The following is a 24,562-nucleotide window of genomic DNA, read 5'->3' on the forward strand; positions in this document are numbered from 1 at the left end:
GCCGGTCGTCCGGTGACGTTGCAAAGGACCCTGAATGAAACTGTTTGAGATCCTCCTGGTCGTGCTGACCCTGGCCTCGGGCCTGATCCTGCTTGCGGACAAGCTGTACTTCGCCAGGCGCCGCGCCCAGCGTGCAGGCCTGCTCGACACCGAGCCGGTGCTGGTGGATTACTCGCGTGCATTCTTCCCGGTGCTGGCGATCGTGCTGGTCGTGCGCAGCTTCATCGCCGAGCCGTACAAGATCCCGTCCAGCTCGATGATGCCGAACCTGCTGATCGGTGATTTCATCCTGGTCAACAAGTTCGCCTATGGCCTGCGCCTGCCGATCACCAATACCCGCTTCGTGCCGGTGGGTGATCCCGCGCGCGGCGATGTGGTGGTGTTCCACTTCCCGGGCCACGGCGACAACGACCCGGCCAAGGGCGAGAACTTCATCAAGCGCGTGATCGGCGTGCCGGGTGACACCGTGGTGTTCGAGGGCGACAGCCTGGTGCTGAACGGCGAGCCGGTGAAGTACGACAACAAGGGCATCTACGCCGGCCACAAGGGCCAGGGCGAGGGCGCCAACCTGCTGGTCGAGCATCTCCCGGGCCGCACCCATACCGTGCTGGAGACCGACTATCCGCGTGGCCAGGGCCAGTGGACGGTGCCGGCCGGCAAGTACCTGGTGATGGGCGACAACCGTGACAACAGCGATGATGGACGCTTCTGGGGGCTGCTGCCGGAAGAGAACCTGCGGGGCAAGGCATTCCTGATCTGGCTGAACTGCCAGGGCTGGTTCTGCAAGGACGGTTTCGAGCCGTCGCGGATCGGCTCGGGCATCAACTGAGTATTTTCACATCCAACGCGTATCTGGGGAGAACGCAATGAAGACGATGAACACGCAGCGCGGCATCACCCTGACCTCGTTTCTGGTGGTCCTGGTCGTGGTTGGCTTCTTCATCTACATCGGCATGAAGCTGTTCCCGATGTACCAGGAGTATTACGCGGTACGCTCGGCGATGAAGAGCCTGGCCAGCCAGCCGGGCGTGGCCAGCATGGAGCCGGCGCGGATCCAGGATCTGTTCTTCAAGCGGCTGTACATCAACTACTCGGACAACGTGAAGCCGGGCAACGTCAAGTTCGATCGCCGCGACAATGGCTGGACCCTCAAGGTCAACTACGAAGTGCGTCGCCCGTTGATCGGCAACCTCGATGTGGTTGGCAAATTCGATTCTTCCCAGGACCTGACCCGAAGCGGTGCCCAGTAAATTCATCCAACGTGGCGACCTGATCGGCCATGCCTTCCGCGACCCGGCGCTGCTCAAGCAGGCGCTGACCCATCGCAGTGCCGGCGTGCCGCATAACGAGCGCCTGGAATTCCTCGGCGACAGCATCGTCAACATGATGGTCGCCGAGGCGCTGTACCAGCGCTGGCCCAAGGCCGACGAGGGCGCACTGACCCGCGCCCGCGCTGAGCTGGTGCGTGAAGGGGCGCTGGCAGTGATCGCCCGTACCCTGCAGCTGGGCGAACGGCTGATCCTGGGCGCGGGCGAGATGAAGTCGGGCGGGCACCGCCGCGACTCGATCCTGGCCGATGCACTGGAGGCGGTGGTGGCCGCGATCTACCTGGACGCCGGTTTTGACGCGTGCCGGGAGACGGTGCTGCCCTGGTTCACGGCCTCGATGGAGGCGCTGCCGGCCACCGGCCGCCCCGAGAAGGACCCCAAGACCCGCCTGCAGGAATGGCTGCAGGCCCGGCAGAAGGCGTTGCCCCAGTACGAACTGGTGTCAGAATCCGGTGACGACCACGCCAAACATTTCCGGGTACGCTGCAACGTGGCCGACCCGGCCGCCAGCACCGAGGGCGAAGGCGCCTCGCGGCGGCTTGCCGAACAACAGGCGGCTGCAGCCGTCCTAGAACAACTGGATTCCAAGTGAGCGAACAAACTTCCCATCATTGCGGCAGCGTGGCCGTCATCGGCCGCCCGAACGTCGGCAAGTCGACCCTGACCAATGCCCTGGTCGGGGCCAAGGTCAGCATCGTCTCCAACCGGCCGCAGACCACCCGCCACCGCCTGCTCGGCATCGCCACCTATCCGGAAGGCCAGCTGGTGCTGGTCGATACCCCGGGCCTGCACAAGGTGCAGAAGCGGGCGATGAACCGGGTGATGAACCGCGCCGCGCGCGGCTCGCTGGAAGGCGTGGATGCAGGCCTGCTGGTGATCGAGGCCGGGCGCTGGGATGACGAAGACAGCCTGGCCTTCAACGTGCTGCGCGATGCCGGCATCCCGGTGGTGCTGGTGGTCAACAAGATCGATCGCCTGAAGGACAAGGGCGCGCTGCTGCCGTTCCTGCAGGAGGTGACCGCCGGCCGTGATTTCGCCGCCGTGCATCCGATCTCGGCGCAGAAGCGCAACGGCCTGGACGCCCTGGTGCGTGACGTGCTGGAGCTGCTGCCGGAAGCCCCGCCGATGTTCGGCGAGGACGAGATCACCGACCGCAGCCAGCGTTTCCTTGCCGGTGAACTGGTACGCGAGCAGCTGATGCGCCAGCTTGGCGAGGAGCTGCCCTATGCCACCACCGTGGAGATCGAGCGCTTCACCGAGGATGGCAATCTTCTGCGCATCGGCGCGGTGATCTGGGTCGAGCGGGAAGGCCAGAAGGCCATCGTGATCGGCAAGGGGGGCGCGCGCCTGAAGGAGATCGGGGCCAAGTCGCGCCTGCAGATGGAGCGTCTGTTCGGTGCCAAGGTGTTCCTGGAAACCTGGGTGCGCGTACGTGAAGGCTGGTCCGACGACGAGGCCGCGCTGAAGGCCTTCGGTTACGAGTAAGCCACGGCGATCGCTTCGGTGATCATCGAGGACGACACGGGGTTCGTGCTGCATGCGCGGGCCTATCGCGAAACCAGCCTGCTGGTGGAGGTGCTGAGCGCGGAGCATGGCCGGATCGGCCTGCTTGCGCGCGGCGTGTCCACGGCCAAGGGCCAGGTGTTGCGCGCGGCCCTGCAGCCGCTGCAGTGGATCCGCTTCAGCGCACAGCAGCGCGGCGAACTGGCGCAGCTGCGTGCCGCCGAAGCGCTGGACGCGGCGCCGCGGCTGGTCGGCCAGGCCATGCTGGCCGGCTTCTACCTGAGTGAACTGACGCTGCGGCTGGCGCCACGCCAGGATCCGTTGCCGGAGGTGTACCTGGCGTACGGCGAGGCACGCGCGCGGCTGGCAGTGGGCGCCGGACTGGCCTGGACGCTGCGCCGCTTCGAGCGCGAGCTGCTTGCCGCACTGGGGCTCGGTTTCGATCTGGAAAGCGCCAGCGATGGTCAGCCGATCGATCCGGCAGCGCGTTATGCGCTGGATCCGCAGGAAGGGCCGCAACGGCTGCTCAGCGAGCGCGGTGGAGAGCGCAGTGCGGCGGCCACCGGTTCGGCGCTGTTGGCGCTGGCGGCCGACGAGGAGCCGGGGCCTGCCGATCTGGCGAGCCTGCGGCTGCCCATGCGGCGGGTGCTGGCGCACCACCTGGGGCCACGGGGGCTGAAGTCCTGGGAGCTGCTGGAGCAGTTGGCCCCCCGGCGGTAGGCGGGCGGGGTCAGAACCGTCTTCCGCAGGGAAAGGGATCTGACCCCGGATTGATTTCGATATCTGACGGGGCAGGGCGCACCCGTGCCGGGCAACCCTCAGTGCAGCAGTGCCGCTACCGCGGCGCGGAAGCCCGCTTGGGCCAGGTCCGACTCCGGCATGTGGTGCAGCTGGCGCACCGCGCGGCCCAGCCGTGCGGCACCGACGAAGCCGCAGCTTGCCTGCAGCCGGTGCAGCTGGCTGCGCAGCTGGCGTTCATCATGCTGGTCCACGGCCTGCTCCACCGCATCGCGGACGCCCGGCAGTTCCGCAAGGAACAGCTCGCGCAGGGCGATCAGGTGGTTGCGCTGGCCATTGAGAGCGGCCAGAGCGGCGGTCTCGTCCCAGTCCTGCCCGTTCAGCTCGATCGCAGCGGGGGCCGGAGCGACGGCGATGCCGGCCGGCGAGTTGACCAGGGCGCGGCGGACCGCCTTCAGCAACTGGTCGCGGCCGAGCGGCTTGACCAGGGTGTCGCTGAAACCGGCCTCACGCAGGCGCGCATGGATGGACGTGTCGCCGTCGGCGGTATGCGCCAGCGCAGGCGTGTCCGGATGCGAACGGCGCAGTTCGCGCAGCAGCTGCGCGCCATTGCCGTCAGGCAGGTTGACGTCGATCAGCCACAGGTCGTGGGCCCCGGGCTCGGCGCTTGCCAGGGCACTGGCAAGGGAGTCCGCGGTATCGACGTCCGCCGGCAGGGTTTCCAACGCCGCCTTGAAAAACCCGCGGCTGATGATGTCGTCCTCGACAAGCAGGAAGCGGGGCCGACCGGCCCGCGGGGTCATCTGCATCAGGGGCTGCCTCCATGTCAGCTGGTTGACATCATCAAGCACGGCGGCGGCTGGCGCAAGCGGCGGCAGGCCCCGCCGGTCAGGATCTGCGACAATACGCGCCCATTTTCGCCCGCAGCCTGTTGCCACGTGGCCCGATCCCGCTCCCGCATCGACCGTACCCCGTTCCAGACCGAGATCCTCGACCTCAGCCATGATGGTCGCGGCGTCGCCCGCCGTGAAGGCGAAGGTGGCAAGGTCACCTTCATCAGCGGCGCTCTGCCGGGCGAAGTGGTCATGGCTGAACAGACGGCCCGCAGCCGCCATTTCGACGAAGCACGCACCGTGGAAGTGCTGCAGGCCTCGCCACAGCGGGTGACGCCGAAGTGCCCGCATTTCGGCACCTGCGCCGGCTGCGTGCTGCAGCACCTGGATGAAGACCAGCAGATCGTTGCCAAGCAGCGCGTGCTGATGGACAACCTGGAACGCATCGGTCACGTGAAGCCGGGCCGCGTGCTGCCACCGCTGGTCGGCGACAGCTGGGGTTACCGCCGCAAGGGGCGCTTCTCGGTGCGCCGCGTCGAGAAGAAGGACAAGACCCTGGTCGGCTTCCGTGAACAGGACCCGCGCTTCGTCGCCGATCTCAGCCAGTGCCTGACCGTGATCCCCGAAGTGGGCACCAAGGTGCAGGCGCTGTCGACCTTCATCGAGTCGCTCGACGGCAAGCGCGACATCCCGCAGATCGAGTTCATCGGCGGTGACCAGGCCATCGCGCTGACCGTGCGTCATCTGCAGCCGCTCAGTGATGCCGACCGCGCCGCATGGGCCAGCTTCGGCCAGCAGCACGGATTCGCCATCTACCTGCAACCCGGTGGCGTGGACACCGTCCATCCGCTGGACGGGCAGGGCGTGCCGCTGTCGTTCCGGCTGGCGCCGTGGGATGTCGAACTGGCATTCCGGCCACTGGATTTCATCCAGGTCAATGCCAAGCTCAACGAGAAGATGATCGCTCACACCCTGGATCTGCTGGAGCCGGGTGAGGACGAGCGCGTGCTGGACCTGTTCTGCGGGCTGGGCAACTTCACCCTGCCGCTGGCGCGCCGAGTGCGCGAGGTGGTGGGCGTGGAAGGCGACGCGGGCCTCGTTGCCCGCGCACGTGAGAACGCCGAGCGCAACGGGCTGGGCAACGCCCAGTTCTACAGCGCCGACCTGACCCAGGACCAGCGCGCCACGCCGTGGATGCGCCAGGGCTTCGACAAGCTGTTGCTGGACCCGCCGCGCTCGGGCGCGATCGAGGTGCTGCAGCAGCTGCCGTTGAAGCAGTTCAAGCGCATCGTGTACGTCAGCTGCCATCCGGGATCGCTGGCCCGGGACGCGGGTTATCTGGTGAACGAGCAGGGCTTCAGCCTGGTCAGTGCCGGCGCCATGGACATGTTCCCGCACACCGCGCACGTGGAAAGCATCGCGGTGTTCGAAAAGCGCTGACCCGCTGTCATGCCCATCGCGCATAATGGCGCGATGGGCATCGAGATCGAACGCAAATTCCTCGTCAGCAGCGACGGCTGGCGTGCGGCCGCACACCGGGTGATTCCGATGGCGCAGGGCTACATCAACGATCTGGGCGCGCTCGACAGCGGCCGCCAGAACGCGTCCGTGCGGGTGCGCATCGAAGGTGAGCACGCCGCGCTGAACCTGAAGTCGCGCACGATCGGCCATACCCGCCAGGAGTTTGATTACCCGATTCCGGTGGAGGATGCGCGCGCGCTGCTGGCGCTGTGCGTGGGGGGCCTGATCGACAAGCGTCGCCACCTGGTCGAGCATGCCGGCCTGACCTGGGAAGTGGATGAGTTCCTGGGCGACAACGCCGGCCTGGTGGTGGCCGAAGTCGAGCTGGAAAGCGCCGGGCAGGCCATCGCCCTGCCGGACTGGGCCGGCGCGGAGGTCACCGACGACCCGCGCTACTACAACGTCGCACTGGCCAGTCATCCCTATTCACGCTGGTGAAAGGGGCATTCCCCCTTTTTTCGGGGCGCCCGGACCCCATGTCGGTGGGATGAGAATCGACATCTACTCCGACGTGGTCTGTCCCTGGTGCTGGATCGGCAAGCACCGTTTCCAGCAGGGGGTGCAGTTGCTGGGGGCCGATGCCCCAGCACTCGACATCCACTGGCAGCCGTTCCAGCTGGACCCGGATGCGGGCACCACGCCGGTGCCGCTGCGCGAGGCGTATGCGCGCAAGTTCGGCGGTGTCGAGCGCACAGAGCAGATTCTCGGCCAGACCCAGGCCACCGCCCGTGGCGAAGGCCTGCCCATGGACTTCAGCCAGGGCCAGGTGCGGGTGACCACCCTGCCAGCGCACCGGCTGCTGTGGCTGGCCGGCCAGCACGGTGTGCAGGACGCGGTCGGAGAGGCGCTGTTCCGCGCCCATTTCGAGCACGGCCAGAATCTGGCGGACACAGAGGTGCTGACCCGGGCCGGTGTGGCAGGCGGACTGGATGCGGCAGAGATCGCCCAGATGCTGGCCTCCTCACGGGGCCTGGCCGAGGTTGAAGCGGGACTGGACCAGGCCCGTGCGCTGGGTGTTTCCTCGGTGCCGACCTTCGTCATCGACGGCCGCTGGGCGATTTCCGGCGCCCAGCCTCCGGAAGCCTTCGCCCAGGCGCTGCGGCAGATCGCGGCGGAGCAGGGCACGGCAACCGGACGCAGTGGCGACGACGCCTGTGGTGCGGACGGCTGCAGGGTCTGATCCTTCGAGGGGCGCGCGATGGACGCCCCCACCTGCGTCCAACGGCCGGTTCTGCGACAATGCGGCACTGCGCCATGCGGGCGCCCGTTGTGGAGAACGACCATGCTGCTGATCGGCGTTGCCGGCACTGAACTGACCCCCCAGGAACGCGACTGGCTGCAGCACGATGCCGTTGCCGGGGTGGTGCTGTTCACGCGCAACTTCGCCTCCCGCCAGCAGGTGAGCGAGCTCAGCGCCGCGATCCGCGAGGCCGCGCCGCGCCCGCAGCTGATCTGCGTCGACCAGGAAGGCGGTCGCGTGCAGCGTTTCCGCAAGGGCTACAGCGATCTGCCGCCGCTGCAGGAGATCGGTGCCGGCTATGCGAAGGATCCCGGCGCCGCGTTGGCGCTGGCCGAGCAGCACGCCTGGCTGATGGCCAGCGAAGTGCGCGCCAGTGGCGTGGACCTGAGCTTTGCCCCGGTGGTCGACCTGGGCCGTGGCAACCTTGCGATCGGCAACCGCGCTTTCAGTGAAGACCCGCAGGTCGTGGCTGCGTTCACCGAGGCCTACGTACGCGGCATGCACGCGGCCGGCATGGCGGCCACCCTCAAGCATTTTCCCGGCCATGGCACCGTGCTGGAAGACACCCATGTCGATACCGCGGTCGATCCGCGGACGCTGGACGAACTGCGCGCGCAGGACCTGGTGCCGTTCCGGGCCGGTGTTGCCGCCGGTGCCGACGCCGTGATGATGGCGCACGTGATCTACCCGCAGGTGGCGCCGGAACCGGCCGGCTATTCGCCGCGCTGGATCCAGGAGGTGCTGCGTGGCGAGCTGGGCTTCCGCGGCGTGGTGTTCTCCGACGACATCGGCATGGCCGCTTCGCACCATGCCGGTGGCGTTGCGGCACGCGTGCACGCGCACCTGGATGCGGGCTGCGACGTCGTGCTGGTCTGCCATCCGGAGCTGGTCGATGAAGCCCTGCACGCGGTGCAGGGACGCTCCCTCAATACCGCTGCGCTGCTTGGCCTGCTCGGCCGCGGCGCGCTTGGCTGGGATGGCCTGCTGGCCGATGCCCGCCATGGCGACACTCAATCCCGTCTGCTTGAAACCCTTGGAAGAACCGTCTGATGCCGAACCTCACCATTTCCCAGGCCCTGGCCCAGGCCGACCTGCTGGTTGACCGCCCCACCATCGACAAGGCCATCGCCGGTATCGCCGACGCCATCGCGCGCGATTACAAGGGCGAGGTGCCACTGTTCCTGTCGATCATGCACGGTGCGCTGCCGTTCGCCGGCCAGCTGGCGCTGGAGCTGGGTGCGCGCGGCCAGGACGTGCAGTTCGATTACCTGCACGCCACCCGCTATCGCGGTGAAACCACCGGCGGCGACCTGGTGTGGAAGCACAAGCCGGCCACCGCGCTGTTCGGCCGCCGTGTGCTGCTGGTCGATGACATCCTCGATGAGGGCTACACCCTGCAGGGCGTGCGCACCTGGTGCCTGGAACAGGGCGCGACCGACGTGCGCATCGCAGCGATGACGGTGAAGAAGCACGATCGCGGGCTGCCGGATGTGACGGCTGACTACGCCGGTATCGAACTGCCCGACCGCTACGTGTTCGGTTTCGGCATGGACGTCAACGAGACCCTGCGCTGCGTGCCGGCCATCTACGCGATGAAGGAATAACAGGCACGGCCGTCCGCGGCCGTCCTTTGCCGCCGCCGGCATCCTCGGGTGCCGGCGTTCGTCTTTCTCTGGAGTGCTTTCGATGCAACAGATCGCCCTGGCCGTGATCGGCGGTACCGGTGTCTACAACCTGGCCAAGCTCGACGATGTGCAGACCCACGAGGTCGAGACCCGCTTCGGCCGTCCCTCCGGCCCGGTGCGCGTGGGCACGCTGCTGGGCAACCGCGTGGCGTTCCTTGCGCGCCATGGCGAGGGCCACTCGCTGCCGCCGCACAAGATCAACTACCGCGCCAATCTGGCTGCGCTGCAGCAGATCGGCGCCCAGCGCGTGCTGGCGCTGAACACCGTCGGGGGCATCACCGAGCAGGTCGGGCCGCGCGTGCTGGCCTGCCCGGACCAGATCATCGACTACACCTGGGGCCGGATCAGCACGATCTGTGAAGAAGAGGGTACCGAAGTGCTGCATGTGGACTTCGGCCACCCGTACACGCCGATGCTGCGGAGCAAGATTCTGGCCGCAGCCAAAGTGACGGGTGTCACGGTCCATGACGGTGGCTGCTACGGTGCGACGCAGGGGCCGAGGCTGGAAACCATCGCGGAAATCGCCCGCATGCGGCGCGATGGCTGCGATCTGGTGGGCATGACCGGAATGCCCGAAGCCGCGCTGGCGCGGGAGCTGGGGCTGGATTACGCGTGCCTGGCGATCGTGGCGAACTGGGCCGCGGGCTGTGGTGATGGCGAGGAGATCACGATGGCCGAAGTGCTGGCCAATGTGCAGGCGGCGAGCAATGGACTTCCGGAACTGATCGGCGAATTGGCACGGGGGTGATTGTCTTCGCCGAGCAAGCTTTGCATACTCAGCCGGTACGCGGGTTCAGCGTACACCACCCATTCATTGCATAAGGTCTCGCATCACCATGCCGAACGGTACCGTCAAGTGGTTCAACGACGCCAAGGGATTTGGCTTCATCTCGCCGGAGGATGGCAGCGCCGACGTGTTCGCGCACTTCTCCGCCATCAACTCCAAGGGCTTCCGCAGCCTGCAGGAAGGCCAGCGTGTCACCTATGACGTGACCCAGGGCCCGAAGGGTGCCCAGGCTTCGAACATCACGCCGGCCGAGTGATCCACTCGACAGTGCGTTGAGAACCCCGCTCCGGCGGGGTTTTTTTTTTGCGCCCATCGCATGGGACCGAACCCAAGCCGCGCGCGGGCGGGCCGCCCTGCCGGCGAATGTCCCCCGGCGCCGGCCTTCGACCGTCGCCTCCTCCTTTACTTCGCCGGCAGGGCGGCCCGCCCGCGCACGGCTTGGAGAACGATCCGGATCCGGCTGGGGCACAATGTGCGGATGACGGAACGACTTCGCATTGCCGTGATTGGATACGGCACCGCTGGCCAGGCGATGGCCATCCTGCTGACCCGCGACGGGCACGACGTTGAGATCTTCGAGCGCGTACCGACCCCTGGGCCGGTCGGCGCCGGTTTCCTGTTGCAGCCCAGCGGCCTGCAGGTGCTGTGGCAGATGGGACTGCTGGAGGCCGTGCGCGCGCATGCCGCGCCGGTGCATCGGCTTTATGGCGACACGCCGTGCGGACGTGCGGTGATGGACATGGGCTATGGCGGCCTCGATGTCCGCCTGCACGGTCTGGGCATGCAGCGCGGCGCCCTGTTCTCGCTGCTGGACCAGGCCCGCGATGGCGCCGGCCAACTGCATGCGGGGACCACCATCGACGCGGTCGATACCGCGCGGGGGCAACTGCGCGACAACGAAGGCCGCACCCATGGCCCGTTTGACCTGGTGGTGGCGGCCGACGGCGCAGCGTCGTCCCTGCGCGCGACCATTGCCGGCGGCGCTGGCCTCGACCGCGTCTATCCGTGGGGCGCATTGTGGTGCCTGCTGCCGGCCGGAGAGTGGCCGCACGTGCAGCAGCTGCGCCAACGCTACGTCGCCGCGCGCAAGATGATCGGCCTGTTGCCGGTGGGCACGCGTCCGGGTGATGACACGCCGCGCCTGAGTTTTTTCTGGAGCCTGCCACGCGCCGACTTCGCGCGTTGGGAAGATGAAGGCATGCAACCATGGCTGCAGGAACTGCATGCGCTCTGGCCCGAGGCCAGCGCACGCTTCGATCACCTGCACGATGCCGGACAGCTGTCCCGGGCGGTTTACCGCGATGCGGTGATGACCCGCTGGCATCAGGGGCGCATGGTCCTGGTCGGCGATGCAGCGCACGCGATGAGCCCGCAGCTGGGGCAGGGCGTGAACATGGCGCTGCTCGATGCGCTGGCGCTGCGAGACGCGCTGCGTGTGCATGGCGCTGGTGAGACGGCACTGCAGGCTTACCAGGCGCAGCGACGTGCGCATGTGGCGGTGTACCAGCGCTGGAGCCGCTGGCTGACGCCGCTGTTCCAGTCCGATCGCGATGCGTGGGCCAAGGCGCGCGACGCGCTGCTTGGCCCGATGGGGCGGCTGCCGGGGGGACGCGGGCACATGCTGCGGGTGCTCAGTGGAACCCAGCACGGCTGGTTCGGTTCGCTTGCTCTGGATCCAGCCTTCCTCGAAGCCCTGGCCCGGCCGCCCGTTGCGCTTGCCACGCAGGCTGCCACGGCGGCTGCGTGAATCGCATCATCACGTGAATTAACGGTTACCTCACCGCGTCTGTGCGACAAGAGTGAAGCACGCCACAGCTGCGTCGCCCGTTTTCCTCTCCGTGATTCGAACATCGCGTGGCCCGGGTGGCGCCGCCGTCGCGGCCTGCTGCGGCCCGGATGTGCTGCGAGTTCACGAGGAGGACGCCATGTTGTTCGCGGTCGAAGAGCTGGAATCGGAAATCTGCAAGCTGCGGGGATTGCTGCAGATGCTGCACGAGGACCAGCCCGACGTTCTGGAGGATGTGTTCGAGTTCCATGTGGGCAGCCTGATCAGTCATGCGCTGCCGGAACACCACACGCACATCCGCGCCTGCGCGCAGGAAATGCTGTCGGCCGTCCAGGCACTGCCGCGCCGGCAGAGCAACGACACGCCCGATTTCCATCTGATGCCGGCGCTGGCGGGCGTCCGGCCAGCCTGACCGTCGCGCCCGCTGGCCTTACCGGCCAGGCATCGCCACCAGACCCTGTTCGACACAGGCGATGCGCCGTTCACCCTGCGCCGGTGCGATGACCCAGCCGCCGGTGAAGGCGGAGAATGCCGGCAGCACCGTCAATCCTTCGCGGAGCCAGAACGCCGGAAAGCGGCGGCGCAGCGCCGGCAGTGCGATCTGCGGATGGATATGGCCGGCAATGACGTGCGCCGCGGGCATGTGCCGTGGTTCATGGCACAGCAGGAACGCGCCCAGTTGCACCTCCTCATGCGGCTCCACCTGCAGCGCCGCGTGCGGCAGGTGCCGATCATGATTGCCGCGTATCACATGCACCGCCAGCGCGGAGTGCTGCTCTCGCCATCCCAGCCATTGCCGGTACCACGCCGCACGATGCGCCGGCCCATGCAGCACATCGCCCAGTATCCACAGCTCGCGGCAAGCCCTTGCCTGCACCAGCCTCTGCAGGCGCTGCAGGTCGTCGCGGGTGCCGCCGGACGGCAGCGCGATGCCGGCGCGGCGGAACAGGTCGGCCTTGCCCAGGTGCAGGTCGGCGATCAGCAAGGCCTGCCGGGCCGGCCACCACAGTGCGCGCGCACCGAGCAGCAGCATGGGTTCACCGCCCAGCGTCACGGCCAGCTCATCGGCCATGGCGTCGCTCCAGTTGCTGTGCGGCACGCAGCACGCGGGTGCGCCAGTCTTCATTGCTGAACTGTCCGCGCAGGCGCTCGGCCCACAGCGGGAAGCCCAGCGGTGTCAGCGAGGCGGGATGCTGCAGTGACAGTGACTGCGTGCCGATGCGTTCGAGCACCTGCTGCAGGCCCGGCAGATCCAGGCTGTCCTGCAGCACTTCATGCTCGGCCAATGCCAGCAGCAGATGCTCGGGGTCGTGCTCGCGCAGCACGTCGTACAGCAGTCCGGCCGAGGCCTGCAGCTGGCGCAGCGAGCGCGGCGCGCCACCGGGCAGGCTGGGTACCAGCAGGCCAGCGACGCGTGCGATTCCGCGGAACTGGCGTCGCGCGAGTTCGCCCAGATTGACGGCGGCACGCAGATCCTCAAGCAGCTGATCGGCCGCGAACAGTTCCTTCCATTGCTCCGCCTGCAGCTCGATCGGCTGCGTCGGTGCCAGCACCAGCCCGTGGTCATTGACGGCATAGCCGATGCTGTTGCGCTGCCGGCGCGTGCAGCGCAGCGCCAGCAACGCCGCCAGTGCCTCGTGGACGTGGCGCCCGGCAAAGGGATAGACGAACACGAACTGGCCTTCGCGGCGCCGGACATCCTCCAGCAGCAGGTGCGCGGGCGATGGCCGGGCAGACAGGCGTGACTGCAGTGCCATCAGGGGGGCCAGCCAGCGCGACTCGGCGCTGTCGTCCGCGCCGGACAGCACCGCTTCCAGCTCGCGCCCGAGCGGCATGGACAGGGGCAGCTGGCCGCCCTGCCAGCGCGGGACGGTGCCTTCACCGCGCTTGCGGGCCAGGCGCACATAGGCGGTCATGTCGCGCAGCTGCACCAGCTCCAGCATGCGCCCGGCGAACTGGAATCGATCGCCTCTGCGCAGGCGGCTGGCGAACTGTTCTTCCACCGAGCCGAGGCCACCGCCGCGCAGGAACTGCACACGCACGGCGCCATCGCTGCTGATGGTGCCGATCGACAAGCGATGGCGCAGGGCCTGGCGGCGGTCGTGCACGCGATGGTAGCCGTCCGCGTCGAGCACCACCTTGTGGAAGTCCGGGTACTGGGCCAGTGCCCGTCCACCCTGCACGATGAAGTCCAGGACAGCCTGCCATTGCGCGTCGCCCAGCTGCGCGAATGCGTGCGTGCGCCTCACCTGCGCCAGCAGCGAGCGGCTGGTGAATCCCCCCGCCAACGCGCGGCTGACCGCATGCTGGGCGAGCACGTCCAGCGACAGGGTTGGCGGTCGCCTGGCTTCAACCACGCCGTCGCGCAGCGCGCGGCGGACGGCGGCGTACTCGGCCAGTTCCAGCGCATGGCTGGGCACGCACAGGATTCTGCCGCTGGCGCCGGGGCGATGCCTGGCACGGCCGGCGCGCTGGCGCAGCCGCGCCACGCCCTTCGGACTGCCAAGCTGCAGTACCTGGTCCACTTCGGGAAAATCGACGCCCAGATCCAGGCTGGAGGTGGCAACCACGCAGCGCATCGCACCGGCGCGCAGGCCGTCTTCTACCTGCTGACGCAGTGCGGGGTCCAGCGAACCGTGGTGCAACGCCAGCGTGGCGGCATCCTCCGGCCACACCGCCGCCAGCGCCTGGTGCCACAGTTCGGCCTGCGCCCGCGTGTTGGTGAACAGCAGGCTGCTGCGCGCGGCCATCAGCGCTTCCAGCACGCGCGGAAGCTGCGCCAGGCCAAGATGTCCGGCCCAGGGAAAGCGCTCGCCCGGTGCCGGCAGCAGGCTGCTGACGGTGACCGGACGCTGGCGCGCGCCTTCGACGATGGGTGCATCCGGCCTGTCCGGCAGCAGCACGTCGCGCGCCTGCGGCAGATTGCCCAGCGTGGCCGACAATCCCCACAGCTGCACCGCAGGCGTGGTGTCGCGCAGCAGTGCAAGATTCAGCTGCAGCAGCACGCCGCGCTTGTTGCCCAGCAGTTCATGCCATTCGTCGACCACCACGCAGCGCAGCTGATGCATGCGTGGCAGGGTATCGGGGTAGGTGAGCAGCAGTGCCAGTGATTCGGGCGTGGTCACCAGCACGTCGATGCGCCCTTCGCGCGCCAGGCGCCGCTCGCGCTGGCTGGCGTCGCCGCTGCGCAGGCCCACGCGCCACCCCAGGCCCAGGCCATCGACGACCGATTGCAGTGCGCGTGCGGTGTCGCTGGCCAGGGCACGCAGCGGGGTCACCCACAGCACCTGCAATGGGCGCACCGCGCTGGGGCGGGCGGGTACGGGTGCGGGCGCGATCATCGCCTGCAGCAGCGGTCCGCCGAACATCGCCAGCGTCTTGCCGCTGCCGGTGGGGGTATGCAGCAGGCCCGATTCGCCTGCCAGGTAGTGACGCCACATGGCGCGCTGGAAGGGCAGGGGTTTCCAGCCGCGGCTGGCAAACCAGCCGTTCAGCCGCTGCAGGGCCTCGCTCCGCGTCATCGTGCCAGGGCCTGCAGCGTCGCCAGCTGATCGGCCTCGCTGGCCGGCTTGTCGTGGCGCCAGCGCAGGATGCGCGGAAAACGCACGGCGATTCCTGATTTGTGCCGTGCACTGCGGTTGACCGCCTCGAAGCCGAGTTCGAACACCTGCTCGGCGCGGACGCTGCGTACCGGCCCGAAGCGCTCGCGGGTGTTGGCGCGGATCCAGCGATCAAGGGCGAGGATTTCCTGATCGTCCAGGCCCGAGTAGGCCTTGGCCACCGGAACCAGCGCATCGCCGTCCCATACGCCGAAGGTGTAATCGGTGTACAGCGTGCTGCGCCGGCCATGGCCGGCCTGTGCGTACAGCAGCACGGCATCGATGGTGAGTGGATCGACCTTCCACTTCCACCAGTCGCCACGGCGCCGGCCGGACTGATACGCCGAGTTGCGGCGCTTCAGCATCAGGCCCTCCACGCCGCGCTCGCGCGCCGCGTCGCGCAGCGCGGCCGCCCGTGCCCAGTCCCCGGCGGGCACCTCCGGCGACAGCTGGATGCGCGCATCGCCGAGCGTGCCGAGCAGTTCCGCCAGCTGCACGCGCCTCTGCTGGAGCGGCAATGCGCGCAGGTCGTTGCCGTCGCGTTCGAGCAGGTCGTAGGCCAGCATCCGCACCGGTGTCGTACGCAGCGTGGTGGCGCCCGGCTTGCGGCGCTGGATGCGGGTCTGCAGGGCGGTGAAGGCTTTGGGAAGATCGGCCGGCTCATCCCAGGCCAGCAGTTCGCCATCCAGCACCGATCCCTCCGGCAGCAGTGCGGCGGCCTGCTCGATCTCGGGGAACCGGCCGTCCAGGCGCTCTTCGCCACGCGACCACAGCGCCACCTCGCCGCGACGACGCAGCAGCTGCAGGCGGATGCCGTCCCATTTCCATTCCAGCAGCCAGTCGTCGATGCTGCCCAGGCGATCACCGGGCTCACCTTCCAGCGGCGAAGCGAGGAAGAACGGATATGGCTGCTGGCGGTCCAGCGGCAGTTCTTCCGGCGACATCAGCTGTGCGAGCAGGGTGGGCGAGGGCACCCAGGTGCCCAGCATGCGCTGCGCGATGCGCGCGATGTCCAGTCCGGACAGTTCGGCCAGTGCCTGCTGGACCAGCCGCTGCGACACGCCGACGCGCAGTGCACCGGTCAGCAGCTTGTTGAACACCAGGCGTTCGTTCGCGGGCAGCTGGCGCCAGCCCTCGACCACGGCTGCACGTCGCTCGGGCTCGGGCTGATTGGCCACGGCCAGCAGATGCTGTTCGATCCAGTCGGCCAGAGGGCGGTCCGGCGCCATTGCCGTTGGGTCGTCCAGCAGCAGGGTCAGTGTCTCCGCCAGATCGCCGACCTGCGCATAGCTGTCCTCGACCAGCCACGCAGGCAGTCCGGCTTCCTCGCCGATCCAGCGGCGCAGCTCGCCGCTGGCAGCGATCTTCCGGCGCGCACCCCCGACCTTGCCACCACTGAGCAGGAACAGGGCCCAGGCCGCATCGTGCGGTCGCGCGTGACGGAAGTAATCGACCAGCGCCGCGCGCTTGTCCAGCGTGGCGGTGCTGCGATCGAGGCGTTGGTACAGCGCGGCGAAGGCCTTCATTCCTCGCTCCCGAAATCGGTGCGGAAAGCCTCCGCGGCGACACCGCGTTCGCGCAGGAACGGAATCAGCGCATCGGTGTTGCCATGGGTCGCGATGACGCGTCGTGCGCCGGTCTGCTCGATGGTACGCAGCAACGCGGGCCAGTCGGCGTGGTCGGAGATCACGAAGCCACGATCGACGTTGCGGCGCCGGCGGTTTCCGCGCAGCTGCATCCAACCGGAGGCGAAACCCAGCTGGTGGCGCCCGAAGCGGCGCAGCCAGGGCGTGCCGGCGGCCGAGGGCGGGGCGAGGATCAGCCGTCCGGCCGCATCGGCCTGGCGCCCCTGTTCGGCGACGGCGATCGTGTCCAGCATCGGGATGCCCGCAGCGCGATAGACGGCCACGCCATTGGCGATGGCACCGTGCAGCCATGCCGGTGGTTCGCCCCGTGCCAGCAGCTCGGCCAGCACGCGCTGGGCCTTGCCCAATGCGTAGCAGAGCAGGACGGCGGCTTCGCCGCGCTGCGCGCATTCCTCGCGCCAGGACGCGATCTCGGCAGCCACGGCTGCGGTGTCCGGCCAGCGGTAGATGGGCAGGGCGAAGGTCGCCTCGGTGATGAAGGCATCGCAGGGCACCACTTCGAGCGGCGTACAGGTGGGGTCGGGCTGGCGCTTGTAGTCACCGGAGGCGACCCACACCTGTCGGCCATCATCGATGCGCACCTGCGAGGAGCCGAGCACATGACCGGCCGGATGCAGCGACACCTGCACCCGGCCCAGCGCAAAGGATGCGCCCTCGGCATGCGCGTGCAGCGGTACGTCGCCCAGCCGCCAGCGCAGGATCGGCGCGCTGCCCGTGCTGCAGTGGTATTCGCCCATGCCCGGGCGCGCGTGGTCACCATGACCATGGGTGATGACCGCGCGCGGCACCGGCCGCCAGGGATCGATGTGGAAATCGCCAGCAGCGCAGTACAGCCCTTCCGGGCGCAGCACCACAAGATCGTCGTTGCCTGCCATGGCTGCACTGTGGCGCGCGGCTCGTGCACGGGGTGAGAACCGGCCTGAACGCGGGCTTGGCGCAGCATGCGGCACAATCGGATCGCATACCTCTTGCCGCCGGATGGATCGCATGAGTGGACCGGGTTTCAGCAGCACTGCCCCCTTCGAGACCCATGTGGTGCTCAATCAGCCGCCACCGTTCGCCGGGCGCCAGCTGTGGACCGATGACGCAGCGTTGATGGAGGCGGTGCATCGCGAAGGCGCCGCAGCCTTCGTCCCGCGCCTGGCGCAGTACGGTGCGCTGGCCGGTGACGAGCTGTACCGGCTCGGATTCGATGCCAACCGCGACCGCCCGCGCCTGCGCACCCACGACGCGCAGGGGCATCGCATCGATACGGTGGAGTTCCATCCGGCCTACCACCAGCTGATGACCGCCGCGAAGGCGCATGGCGTGGCCGGCCTGTCCTGGCATGAGCCGCAGCCGGGTGCGCATGTTGCACGCGCGGCGCTGAGCTATCTGCACCACCAGGCCGAGGCCGGTACCAGTTGCCCGTTGACGATGACCCATGCGGCGGTAGCGGTGCTGCGGTCGCAGCCGAACCTGGCCGAATGGGCGCGCAAGGCCGCCGCACCGGTGTACGACCCGCGCGACGTACCGGTGGCCGACAAGGCCGGCATCACCCTGGGCATGGGCATGACCGAGAAGCAGGGGGGCTCGGATGTGCGCGCCAACACCACGCGCGCAGAGCCCATCGACGGCGAGCGCTATCGGCTGGTCGGCCACAAGTGGTTCTTCTCGGCACCCATGTGCGATGGCTTCCTCGTGCTGGCGCAGGCACCGGGCGGACTGACCTGTCTGCTGATGCCGCGCCGGCTTGCCGATGGCGACCGCAATGCATTCCGCCTGGTGCGGCTGAAGGACAAACTGGGCGATTGGGCCAACGCGTCCAGCGAGGTCGAGTTCTGCGGCGCGCAGGGGTGGCGGGTGGGCGAAGAGGGGCGTGGCGTGGCCACCATCATCGGCATGGTGATGATGACCCGCCTGGACTGCATGCTGGGTGCCGCAGCGGAAATGCGCATGGCGCTGGCGCAGGCGCTGCACCATGCCCGCTACCGCCGCACCTTCGGCCGGTTGCTGGTGGAGCATCCGTTGATGGCCAACGTGCTGGCCGACCTCGCACTGGAATCGGAAGCGGCGACGGTGCTGTCGATGCGCATCGCGCGTGCGGTGGACCGTGCGTCCTTCGATGCCGGCGAGGCGGCGCTGGCCAGGCTGGGCACGGCGCTGGGCAAATACTGGGTGTGCAAGCGGGCGGCGACCTTCGTCAACGAGGCGCAGGAATGCCTGGGCGGCGCGGGCTATGTGGAGGAATCAATGCTGCCGCGCCTGTACCGGCAGGCGCCGCTGAACTCGATCTGGGAAGGCAGCGGCAACATCCAGTGCCTGGATGTGCTGCGGGCACTGGCCCGCGAACCGGAGACGCTGGCCGCACTGCAGGGCGAGCTGTCAGCGGTGGCTGATCGCGATGCGCGCTATGCCGCTGCGCTGCAGCGCTGGGTAACGACCCCGGCACCGGAAGAGTCGCAGGCGCGGATGTTCTGCGAGCGCACCGCATTGCTGCTGCAGGCGGCACTGCTGCTGCGTGCACGCAGTCCGGTGGCGGATGCGTTCATCCGCAGCCGGCTCGGCGGTGAACATGGATGGGTGTTCGGCACCCTGCCGGCCGGGTTGGACCTGTCGGAAATCCTGGCGCGCGCGCTGCCGTAGCGTGGAATTCTGTAGAGCGCCGCAGCGTGGCTGCGGCGCTCTGCAGTACCGGACGCGGCTCAGTGCTTGGCTTCTTCCTTGGCCGCGTTCGCCTTCGCGTCATTTGCGACATCACGCGCCTTGTCGGCGACCTTCTGTGCGGCGTCCGCGGTCGCATCGCTGGCGTGTGCAGCGGCGTCGGTGGCGGCGACCTTGGCCTGGTCAGCAGCATTGGCGGTAGCGTCGGCCGCCTTGTCCAGCGCCTGCTGGGTATCGGCCGCCGCCTGCTCGGATGCAGCTGCCGTCTTGTCGGCGGCCTCGCGGGTAGCTGCGGCGGCCTGGTCGACTGCGTCACGGGCGGCGGCGCCTGCGCTGTCGGCAGCCTGCCGCGCATCCTGGCGGGCCTGTTCGGCTTCCGGGCCCTTGCAGGCGGCCAGGCCGATCAGCAGCGAAGCGGCCAGCAGGGACAGGGTCAGCGAGCGGATCTTCATGGCGGTCTCCGGTAGTGCACTGCGGCAATGGATGGGGACGCCAGCCTATTCACGCCCTTGTGAAGGCGGGGTCGCGGAACGCGATGCAAAGAAAAAGCCGCTGGCGAACCAGCGGCTTTTCCAGAACAGCGTGAAGAAAGAAGTTATTACTTCTTGGCTTCTTCAGCAGCGTCCTTGGCCTGCTCGGCGGTGCCTTCGGCAGCCTTGGCAGCGTCCTTGGCCTGTTCAGCAGCAGCGTCGGTAGCGGCGCCAGCAGCCTGGGCAGCGGCGTCAGCCGAAGCGTCAGCAGCGGTGGCGGCGGTGTCGGCGGCCTGCTGGGCAGCGTCGGCGGTCTGGGCGCCAGCAGCGGCGGCCTGATCGGCAGCAGCCTGGGCTTCGGTGGCGGCTTCGTTGGCCGAAGCAGCGGCGTCCTGGGCAGCTTCCTGCTTCGAGCAGGCGGCCAGGGCCAGAGCCAGGGACATCGCGACCAGCAGCTTGTTGATGCTCATTGTGTGAATCCTCGTCGTTAGATTAGGCAACGCGCAACTGCGCGCCGACAACATGATGACAAGCCACGTTTGGCTGTCAAGCGATCCCGCATTCATTTTTGCGAAATCGCAGTTAAACCTTTTTAAATCAATTCGATGGCAATTGCGGTCGCCTCGCCACCACCGATGCACAGGGTGGCAATGCCGCGCTTGCCACCGCGCGTGCGCAGGGCGTTGACCAGGGTCACCACCAGGCGTGCCCCGGATGCGCCGATCGGATGGCCCAATGCGCAGGCCCCACCATTCACGTTGAGCTTGTCATGGGGAATGCCCAGTTCGCGCATCGGGGCCATCGCCACCACGGCGAAGGCTTCGTTGATTTCGAACAGATCCACCTGGTCCAGCGACCAGCCGGTCTTCTGCAGCAATGCGTGGATGGCGCCGATCGGTGCGGTGGTGAACCACTCCGGCTCCTGCGAATGCGTGGCGTGGCCGACGATGCGTGCCAGCGGGGTGATGCCGCGGGCCTTGGCGTCTTCCTCGGTCAGCAGCACCACGGCGGCGGCGCCGTCGGAAATGCTGGACGAGCTGGCAGCGGTCACGCTGCCGTCCTTCTTGAATGCCGGGCGCAGGGTCGGAATCTTGGCGATGTCCGAGCGGCCGGGCTGTTCATCGGTGTCGACCTCGACCTCACCCTTGCGGGTGGCCACCTTCACCGCGACGATCTCGTCGGCGAACGCACCGTTGGTCTGCGCCGCCTGCGCGCGCTTGACCGATTCGATGGCGTAGGCGTCCTGCTCCTCGCGGCTGAACTGGTACTTGTCCACGGCGCACTCGGCGAATTCACCCATGGCCTTGCCGTCGTAGGCGTTGACCAGGCCATCGTGGGCCATGTGGTCCACCGCCTGGAAGTTGCCGAAGCGGTTGCCGGTGCGCGAGTTGGGCAGCAGGTGCGGCGCATTGGACATCGACTCCATGCCGCCGGCAACCACGACCTTGGCCGAACCGGCTTTGATCAGGTCATGCCCGAGCATGATGGTCTTCATGCCCGAGCCGCACACCTTGTTGAGGGTGCTGGCACCGACGGACAGCGGGATGCCGGCGGCGATCGCGGCCTGGCGGGCGGGCGCCTGGCCAAGGTTGGCCGGCAGCACGCAGCCCATCAGGACTTCGGAAACGTCGCTGGCCGGGACACCGGACTGCTCCAGCGCTGCGGCGATGGCGGCCGCGCCGAGGGTCGGGGTCGGCACACCGTTGAACTGGCCGAGGAAGGAGCCGATGGCGGTGCGTTTGGCGGCGGCGATGACGATGTTGGACATGGCAATCTCGTTGATGCGTAAGCAATGTTCGGAAAGGAGACCGGGGGGCGTTGGATGCGCTCCGGTTTCCCGGCAGACTGCGTGGGGGTCGGCCCAAGTATAGAGGGTCGGGGATGGCTGCCGCTGGATGGCGCCGCATGCCCGCCGGGATGAAGGCGGGCCAACGTTCATGGGATGGAATCGATGGAACGCACGACGATGGCACGGTCGGTCCTGGCAGCGGCGCTGGCGATGGCGCTGACGGCGTGTGGGGGCGGAGGTGGCGGTGGCAACGTGCGCGTTGACCCGCCGCCCACCACGCCGCCGCCTGCACCGCCGCCGCCGACCACGCCGCCCCCGCCCAAACCGCTGGAGCCGGCCTTCGATGCGCACCTGTCGGTCACCCATGCGGGTGCCGCGCAGGCCACCGGTGCCACCGGCAGGGGCGTGCGCATCGGCATCGTCGATTCGGGCGTGCAGCGCGCGGCCGCCGCGCTGAACGGGCGGGTAGTGGCCAACCTCACCTACATCGACCCTGCCCGCAACAATCTGGGCGTGGACGATGTGGTCGGCCATGGCACTGCCGTCGCCAGCCTGGCCGCGGGCGCAGCGGTCGGGCGCTGGCCCGGCGGCATCGCGCCCGGTGCGCAGATCGTGTCGGCGCGGATCATCTCCGACAAGCCGCCGGCAGACGACGGCAGCGGCCAGGGCAATTCCTTCAGCGGCACCCTCGGAGTGGCCCAGGTGCACCGCGACCTGATCAGCTACAACGTCAAGGTGATGAACAATTCCTGGGGCGGTCTGTACTGGACCGACCTGCCCACCACCGCCCAGGTCGCCGGCGAGTACCGGCCTTTCGTCATCAATCACGGCGGGCTGGTGGTGTTCGCCGCGGGCAACGATGCGCGCAGCGAGCCCAGCAGCCTGGCGGCGTTGCCGGGCCAGGCGGGCGTGGCAGGCTCGCGACCGGCTGCGGATCTGGAGCGCGGCTGGCTGGTGGCCACGGCCGTCGATCCCTACGCGCCGGACACGCTGGCCGGTTACGCCAATGCCTGCGGCCAGGCGGCGCGCTACTGTCTGGCGGCGCCGGGCAGCGCGGTCTATCCGGATGACGCGGGCACCAGCTACTTCTGGAACTACGGCACGTCCTTCGCCGCACCTCTGGTGTCGGGCGCAGCCGCGCTGGTGTGGGAGCGGTATCCGTACTTCGACAACAACCTGGTACGGCAGACCCTGCTCGGCACGGCCAAGGACATCGGCGCCGCCGGCGTGGACCCGGTGTTCGGCTACGGCCTGCTCGACATCGGCAGGGCCATCAACGGGCCGGGACGTTTCGACTGGGGCGACGTGATTGCCAATGTCGACGCAGCATCCACCGGTTCGGTCTGGAGCAACGACATCGTCGGCAGTGGCGGCCTGGTCAAGCAGGGCGCCGGCGTGCTGGCGTTGACCGGCAACAGCAGCTACAGCGGTGCCACCCGCATCGAAGGCGGTGTGCTGTCGCTGCGCGACGGCGGCGTGATCCGTTCCAGCGTGAGCATCCTGCCGCAGGCCGATCCATCATCCAGCGGCCTGCAGTTCAATGGCGGCACGCCCCGCGTGGTCGGCAACGTGACCAACGGCAGCAGCGTGTTCCTGACCACCGCCAATACCACGGCGACCATCGAAGGCAACTACGTGCAGCAGGCCGGCGCACAGCTGATGATCGCGCTGGGGGCCAACGCGCTGCAGGTCACCGGCAGCGCCCGTCTGGACGGTGGCGTGCACGTCCACGGATTCGTCGATGGCTACGTGCCGCAGGACGGTACCCGGCAGGATCTGATCCATGCTGCAGCCGGCCTGACCGGCACCTTCAGCACCGCGGCCACATCCAGTGGCCTGCAGGGGCTGGCCCTGCTGCAGACCAGCTATGGCTATGACAGCAACAACGCATGGTTGAACCTGACCCGGATCAGTGTCACCGCCGCTGCGCGTGGGCTCGATGCCGGTGTGCAGACAACTGCGGCGCGGCTGGAAGGCGCGTTCGTCGAACTGGACGGCAACCACGCGTTGCAGGATTCACCATTCGGTGGCGCAGCGGCCGGCCTGCAGCGCAGCACGGGCCTGGCGGCCACGCTGGAGAGCCTGTCCGGCAAGGCCCACACGCGTGCCGAGGCGGCGACCTTCGACAGCATCGACATGTCGCGACGCGCGGTGGCCGCCCGTTTCGATCGCGTGCAGGCTCTGCCTGCGCTGCGCGGTGCCTGGCAGAGCACGTTGGGTGAGGCAGGGCAGGGCAGTTTCGCCGGCAGCGCCACCGACAGCCGGGGCTGGATGGCCGGTCAGGACGTGCCGCTGGGCAGCCATGGCCTGCTGGGCATGGCGTTCGGTGAAACACGCAGCAACGGTGGCAGTGCCTTCAACGGTGACCGCGGGCAGGACCGCCAGGCGCAGGCGCAGCTGTATGCCGGCTGGAGCGTTGGGCACGGTTATGCATTGGCACAGTTCGGCACAGGGCGGTTCACCCGCGAACTGGACCGGCAGCTGCTGCTGGGTGCAGGTGCCTACGGCGTTTCCGCGCGCTACGGCGGTCGATTCAGCAGCGCCAGTGTCGAAAGCGGCTATCGCTTCGGCACCGTCGGCGCGTCGTTGACACCGTATGTCGGTGCCAGTGCCACGCGGGTGGATACCGCGGCGTTCAACGAGCGCGGCGGCTTCGGTTTCGGCCTGCGGGGTGAAGCCAATCGTACGCAGCGCAGCCAACTGCTGGCGGGGCTGCGCGGCGAGCGCGGCTGGGGACGCTGGACGCTGCGCGGGCACGCCGAATGGCAGCAGCGCCTTCAGGGCGGCGCCGGGGAGTGGCAGGCCAGCTTCGTCGGTGTCGACGCGTGGGCACCGTTGCCCGGTGCCGACTCACCGCGTGGCAGCGCCCTGCTCGGGCTTGCGCTGGAGTCGTGGTGGGGGCGGAGTGGCCGTCTGAGCCTGGGCATCGATCAGCGTGTCGGCGGTGATGACGCACGGCAAGCGGCGCTGCGTTACAGCGCCGGGTTCTGATCC

The 24,562-nt window shown here is 68.4% G+C and carries 24 protein-coding genes; 16 read left to right on the forward strand and 8 right to left on the reverse strand.

All coding sequences use genetic code 11. From position 1 onward, the window contains the following. The first annotated feature begins 34 nt into the window (after positions 1-34). Genes lepB through recO form a run of 5 tightly spaced genes read left to right on the forward strand, consistent with a single transcriptional unit; the run spans position 35 to position 3,551 of the window. Positions 35-829: a signal peptidase I gene (lepB, locus tag AC5P76_RS02155; protein ID WP_053520237.1), complete on the forward strand. Its 795-nt coding sequence runs from the start codon at positions 35-37 to the stop codon at positions 827-829. Between the two features lie 37 nt (positions 830-866). Next, positions 867-1,250 carry a DUF4845 domain-containing protein gene (locus AC5P76_RS02160; RefSeq protein ID WP_053520236.1) on the forward strand — a complete coding sequence of 128 codons (384 nt, stop codon included), beginning with the start codon at positions 867-869 and terminating at the stop codon, positions 1,248-1,250. Further along, a complete protein-coding gene (gene rnc, locus AC5P76_RS02165) occupies positions 1,240-1,920 on the forward strand; it encodes a ribonuclease III (protein ID WP_053520235.1) in 681 nt (226 codons plus the stop codon). The genes AC5P76_RS02160 and rnc overlap by 11 nt, the downstream gene beginning before the upstream one ends. After that, a complete protein-coding gene (gene era, locus AC5P76_RS02170) occupies positions 1,917-2,813 on the forward strand; it encodes a GTPase Era (RefSeq protein WP_053520234.1) in 897 nt (298 codons plus the stop codon). The genes rnc and era overlap by 4 nt, the downstream gene beginning before the upstream one ends. Positions 2,814-2,831: 18 nt before the next feature. Then, positions 2,832-3,551: a DNA repair protein RecO gene (gene recO, locus AC5P76_RS02175; RefSeq protein WP_053520233.1), complete on the forward strand. Its 720-nt coding sequence runs from the start codon at positions 2,832-2,834 to the stop codon at positions 3,549-3,551. 98 nt (positions 3,552-3,649) lie between these two features. Here the strand turns inward: recO and AC5P76_RS02180 are convergent, their stop codons facing one another. Beyond that, positions 3,650-4,378: a response regulator gene (locus tag AC5P76_RS02180; RefSeq protein WP_053520232.1), complete on the reverse strand. Its 729-nt coding sequence runs from the start codon at positions 4,376-4,378 to the stop codon at positions 3,650-3,652. Between the two features lie 129 nt (positions 4,379-4,507). Between AC5P76_RS02180 and rlmD the strand changes: the two genes are divergently transcribed. From rlmD to AC5P76_RS02225, 9 genes are all read left to right on the forward strand, one after another. Continuing rightward, positions 4,508-5,842 carry a 23S rRNA (uracil(1939)-C(5))-methyltransferase RlmD gene (rlmD, locus tag AC5P76_RS02185; RefSeq protein WP_065181808.1) on the forward strand — a complete coding sequence of 445 codons (1,335 nt, stop codon included), beginning with the start codon at positions 4,508-4,510 and terminating at the stop codon, positions 5,840-5,842. Positions 5,843-5,875: 33 nt separating this feature from the next. Then, positions 5,876-6,361: a CYTH domain-containing protein gene (locus tag AC5P76_RS02190; RefSeq protein WP_197571814.1), complete on the forward strand. Its 486-nt coding sequence runs from the start codon at positions 5,876-5,878 to the stop codon at positions 6,359-6,361. Between the two features lie 49 nt (positions 6,362-6,410). Next, positions 6,411-7,103, forward strand: coding sequence for a DsbA family oxidoreductase (locus AC5P76_RS02195; RefSeq protein WP_253118649.1), 693 nt, complete (start codon positions 6,411-6,413; stop codon positions 7,101-7,103). 102 nt (positions 7,104-7,205) lie between these two features. Continuing rightward, entirely contained in the window at positions 7,206-8,213 is a 1,008-nt protein-coding gene (gene nagZ / locus AC5P76_RS02200) for a beta-N-acetylhexosaminidase (protein WP_111186713.1), read from the forward strand. Then, the gene (locus AC5P76_RS02205) at positions 8,213-8,767 is read left to right on the forward strand and encodes a hypoxanthine-guanine phosphoribosyltransferase (RefSeq protein WP_053520227.1); all 555 of its coding nucleotides are present in this window, start codon (positions 8,213-8,215) and stop codon (positions 8,765-8,767) included. Before nagZ ends, AC5P76_RS02205 begins: the two co-directional genes overlap by 1 nt. 82 nt (positions 8,768-8,849) lie before the next feature. Beyond that, on the forward strand, positions 8,850-9,596 hold the full coding sequence (locus AC5P76_RS02210) for an S-methyl-5'-thioinosine phosphorylase (protein ID WP_053520226.1): 747 nt from the start codon (positions 8,850-8,852) through the stop codon (positions 9,594-9,596). Positions 9,597-9,684: 88 nt separating this feature from the next. Next, positions 9,685-9,891 carry a cold-shock protein gene (locus AC5P76_RS02215; RefSeq protein WP_005410590.1) on the forward strand — a complete coding sequence of 69 codons (207 nt, stop codon included), beginning with the start codon at positions 9,685-9,687 and terminating at the stop codon, positions 9,889-9,891. A 222-nt stretch (positions 9,892-10,113) separates the two neighbouring features. Then, complete coding sequence (locus AC5P76_RS02220) at positions 10,114-11,382, forward strand: FAD-dependent oxidoreductase (protein ID WP_065174844.1); 1,269 nt, start codon at positions 10,114-10,116, stop codon at positions 11,380-11,382. 178 nt (positions 11,383-11,560) lie between these two features. After that, entirely contained in the window at positions 11,561-11,833 is a 273-nt protein-coding gene (locus tag AC5P76_RS02225) for a hypothetical protein (RefSeq protein ID WP_053519542.1), read from the forward strand. Between the two features lie 18 nt (positions 11,834-11,851). On the opposite strand, the gene pdeM is transcribed toward AC5P76_RS02225, so the two are convergent. Genes pdeM through AC5P76_RS02245 form a run of 4 tightly spaced genes read right to left on the reverse strand, consistent with a single transcriptional unit; the run spans position 11,852 to position 17,541 of the window. Next, on the reverse strand, positions 11,852-12,493 hold the full coding sequence (gene pdeM, locus AC5P76_RS02230; protein ID WP_111186411.1) for a ligase-associated DNA damage response endonuclease PdeM: 642 nt from the start codon (positions 12,491-12,493) through the stop codon (positions 11,852-11,854). Next, positions 12,483-14,942 (reverse strand): ligase-associated DNA damage response DEXH box helicase, encoded by a 2,460-nt coding sequence (locus AC5P76_RS02235; protein WP_253118650.1) that lies wholly within the window; start codon positions 14,940-14,942, stop codon positions 12,483-12,485. The genes pdeM and AC5P76_RS02235 overlap by 11 nt, the downstream gene beginning before the upstream one ends. Continuing rightward, positions 14,939-16,546, reverse strand: coding sequence for an ATP-dependent DNA ligase (locus AC5P76_RS02240; RefSeq protein WP_253118651.1), 1,608 nt, complete (start codon positions 16,544-16,546; stop codon positions 14,939-14,941). The genes AC5P76_RS02235 and AC5P76_RS02240 overlap by 4 nt, the downstream gene beginning before the upstream one ends. Further along, the gene (locus tag AC5P76_RS02245; RefSeq protein WP_253118652.1) at positions 16,543-17,541 is read right to left on the reverse strand and encodes a ligase-associated DNA damage response exonuclease; all 999 of its coding nucleotides are present in this window, start codon (positions 17,539-17,541) and stop codon (positions 16,543-16,545) included. Before AC5P76_RS02245 ends, AC5P76_RS02240 begins: the two co-directional genes overlap by 4 nt. A gap of 112 nt (positions 17,542-17,653) precedes the next feature. Here AC5P76_RS02245 and AC5P76_RS02250 point away from each other — a divergent pair, with 112 nt between their 5' ends. Next, the gene (locus tag AC5P76_RS02250; RefSeq protein WP_253118653.1) at positions 17,654-19,291 is read left to right on the forward strand and encodes an acyl-CoA dehydrogenase family protein; all 1,638 of its coding nucleotides are present in this window, start codon (positions 17,654-17,656) and stop codon (positions 19,289-19,291) included. A 59-nt stretch (positions 19,292-19,350) separates the two neighbouring features. Here AC5P76_RS02250 and AC5P76_RS02255 read toward each other — a convergent pair whose 3' ends face one another. The 3 genes from AC5P76_RS02255 to AC5P76_RS02265 form a co-directional block, all read right to left on the reverse strand. Beyond that, positions 19,351-19,761, reverse strand: a complete 411-nt coding sequence (locus tag AC5P76_RS02255; protein WP_053519548.1) for a hypothetical protein — start codon at positions 19,759-19,761, stop codon at positions 19,351-19,353. A gap of 146 nt (positions 19,762-19,907) precedes the next feature. Further along, on the reverse strand, positions 19,908-20,249 hold the full coding sequence (locus AC5P76_RS02260) for a hypothetical protein (RefSeq protein ID WP_053519549.1): 342 nt from the start codon (positions 20,247-20,249) through the stop codon (positions 19,908-19,910). Between the two features lie 122 nt (positions 20,250-20,371). After that, positions 20,372-21,547, reverse strand: a complete 1,176-nt coding sequence (locus AC5P76_RS02265; protein WP_180876121.1) for a thiolase family protein — start codon at positions 21,545-21,547, stop codon at positions 20,372-20,374. Between the two features lie 183 nt (positions 21,548-21,730). Here AC5P76_RS02265 and AC5P76_RS02270 point away from each other — a divergent pair, with 183 nt between their 5' ends. Continuing rightward, a complete protein-coding gene (locus AC5P76_RS02270; RefSeq protein ID WP_253118654.1) occupies positions 21,731-24,559 on the forward strand; it encodes an autotransporter serine protease in 2,829 nt (942 codons plus the stop codon). Positions 24,560-24,562: the final 3 nt, after the last annotated feature.

It is taken from the genome of Stenotrophomonas sp. YJH_SMC_36, assembly GCF_059369935.1.

Excerpts from the sequence above, each read along its gene's own strand:
- AC5P76_RS02240 (WP_253118651.1), bottom strand. The coding sequence starts at position 16,546 with ATGAAGGCCTTCGCCGCGCTGTACCAACGCCTCGATCGCAGCACCGCC.
- AC5P76_RS02220 (WP_065174844.1), top strand. The coding sequence starts at position 10,114 with ATGACGGAACGACTTCGCATTGCCGTGATTGGATACGGCACCGCTGGC.
- AC5P76_RS02265 (WP_180876121.1), bottom strand. The coding sequence starts at position 21,547 with ATGTCCAACATCGTCATCGCCGCCGCCAAACGCACCGCCATCGGCTCC.
- pdeM (WP_111186411.1), bottom strand. The coding sequence starts at position 12,493 with ATGGCCGATGAGCTGGCCGTGACGCTGGGCGGTGAACCCATGCTGCTG.
- AC5P76_RS02255 (WP_053519548.1), bottom strand. The coding sequence starts at position 19,761 with ATGAAGATCCGCTCGCTGACCCTGTCCCTGCTGGCCGCTTCGCTGCTG.
- AC5P76_RS02195 (WP_253118649.1), top strand. The coding sequence starts at position 6,411 with ATGAGAATCGACATCTACTCCGACGTGGTCTGTCCCTGGTGCTGGATC.
- AC5P76_RS02160 (WP_053520236.1), top strand. The coding sequence starts at position 867 with ATGAAGACGATGAACACGCAGCGCGGCATCACCCTGACCTCGTTTCTG.
- AC5P76_RS02270 (WP_253118654.1), top strand. The coding sequence starts at position 21,731 with ATGGAACGCACGACGATGGCACGGTCGGTCCTGGCAGCGGCGCTGGCG.
- nagZ (WP_111186713.1), top strand. The coding sequence starts at position 7,206 with ATGCTGCTGATCGGCGTTGCCGGCACTGAACTGACCCCCCAGGAACGC.
- AC5P76_RS02205 (WP_053520227.1), top strand. The coding sequence starts at position 8,213 with ATGCCGAACCTCACCATTTCCCAGGCCCTGGCCCAGGCCGACCTGCTG.
- AC5P76_RS02260 (WP_053519549.1), bottom strand. The coding sequence starts at position 20,249 with ATGAGCATCAACAAGCTGCTGGTCGCGATGTCCCTGGCTCTGGCCCTG.
- AC5P76_RS02225 (WP_053519542.1), top strand. The coding sequence starts at position 11,561 with ATGTTGTTCGCGGTCGAAGAGCTGGAATCGGAAATCTGCAAGCTGCGG.
- AC5P76_RS02180 (WP_053520232.1), bottom strand. The coding sequence starts at position 4,378 with ATGCAGATGACCCCGCGGGCCGGTCGGCCCCGCTTCCTGCTTGTCGAG.
- lepB (WP_053520237.1), top strand. The coding sequence starts at position 35 with ATGAAACTGTTTGAGATCCTCCTGGTCGTGCTGACCCTGGCCTCGGGC.
- AC5P76_RS02250 (WP_253118653.1), top strand. The coding sequence starts at position 17,654 with ATGAGTGGACCGGGTTTCAGCAGCACTGCCCCCTTCGAGACCCATGTG.
- AC5P76_RS02245 (WP_253118652.1), bottom strand. The coding sequence starts at position 17,541 with ATGGCAGGCAACGACGATCTTGTGGTGCTGCGCCCGGAAGGGCTGTAC.
- AC5P76_RS02210 (WP_053520226.1), top strand. The coding sequence starts at position 8,850 with ATGCAACAGATCGCCCTGGCCGTGATCGGCGGTACCGGTGTCTACAAC.
- AC5P76_RS02235 (WP_253118650.1), bottom strand. The coding sequence starts at position 14,942 with ATGACGCGGAGCGAGGCCCTGCAGCGGCTGAACGGCTGGTTTGCCAGC.
- AC5P76_RS02190 (WP_197571814.1), top strand. The coding sequence starts at position 5,876 with ATGGGCATCGAGATCGAACGCAAATTCCTCGTCAGCAGCGACGGCTGG.
- AC5P76_RS02215 (WP_005410590.1), top strand. The coding sequence starts at position 9,685 with ATGCCGAACGGTACCGTCAAGTGGTTCAACGACGCCAAGGGATTTGGC.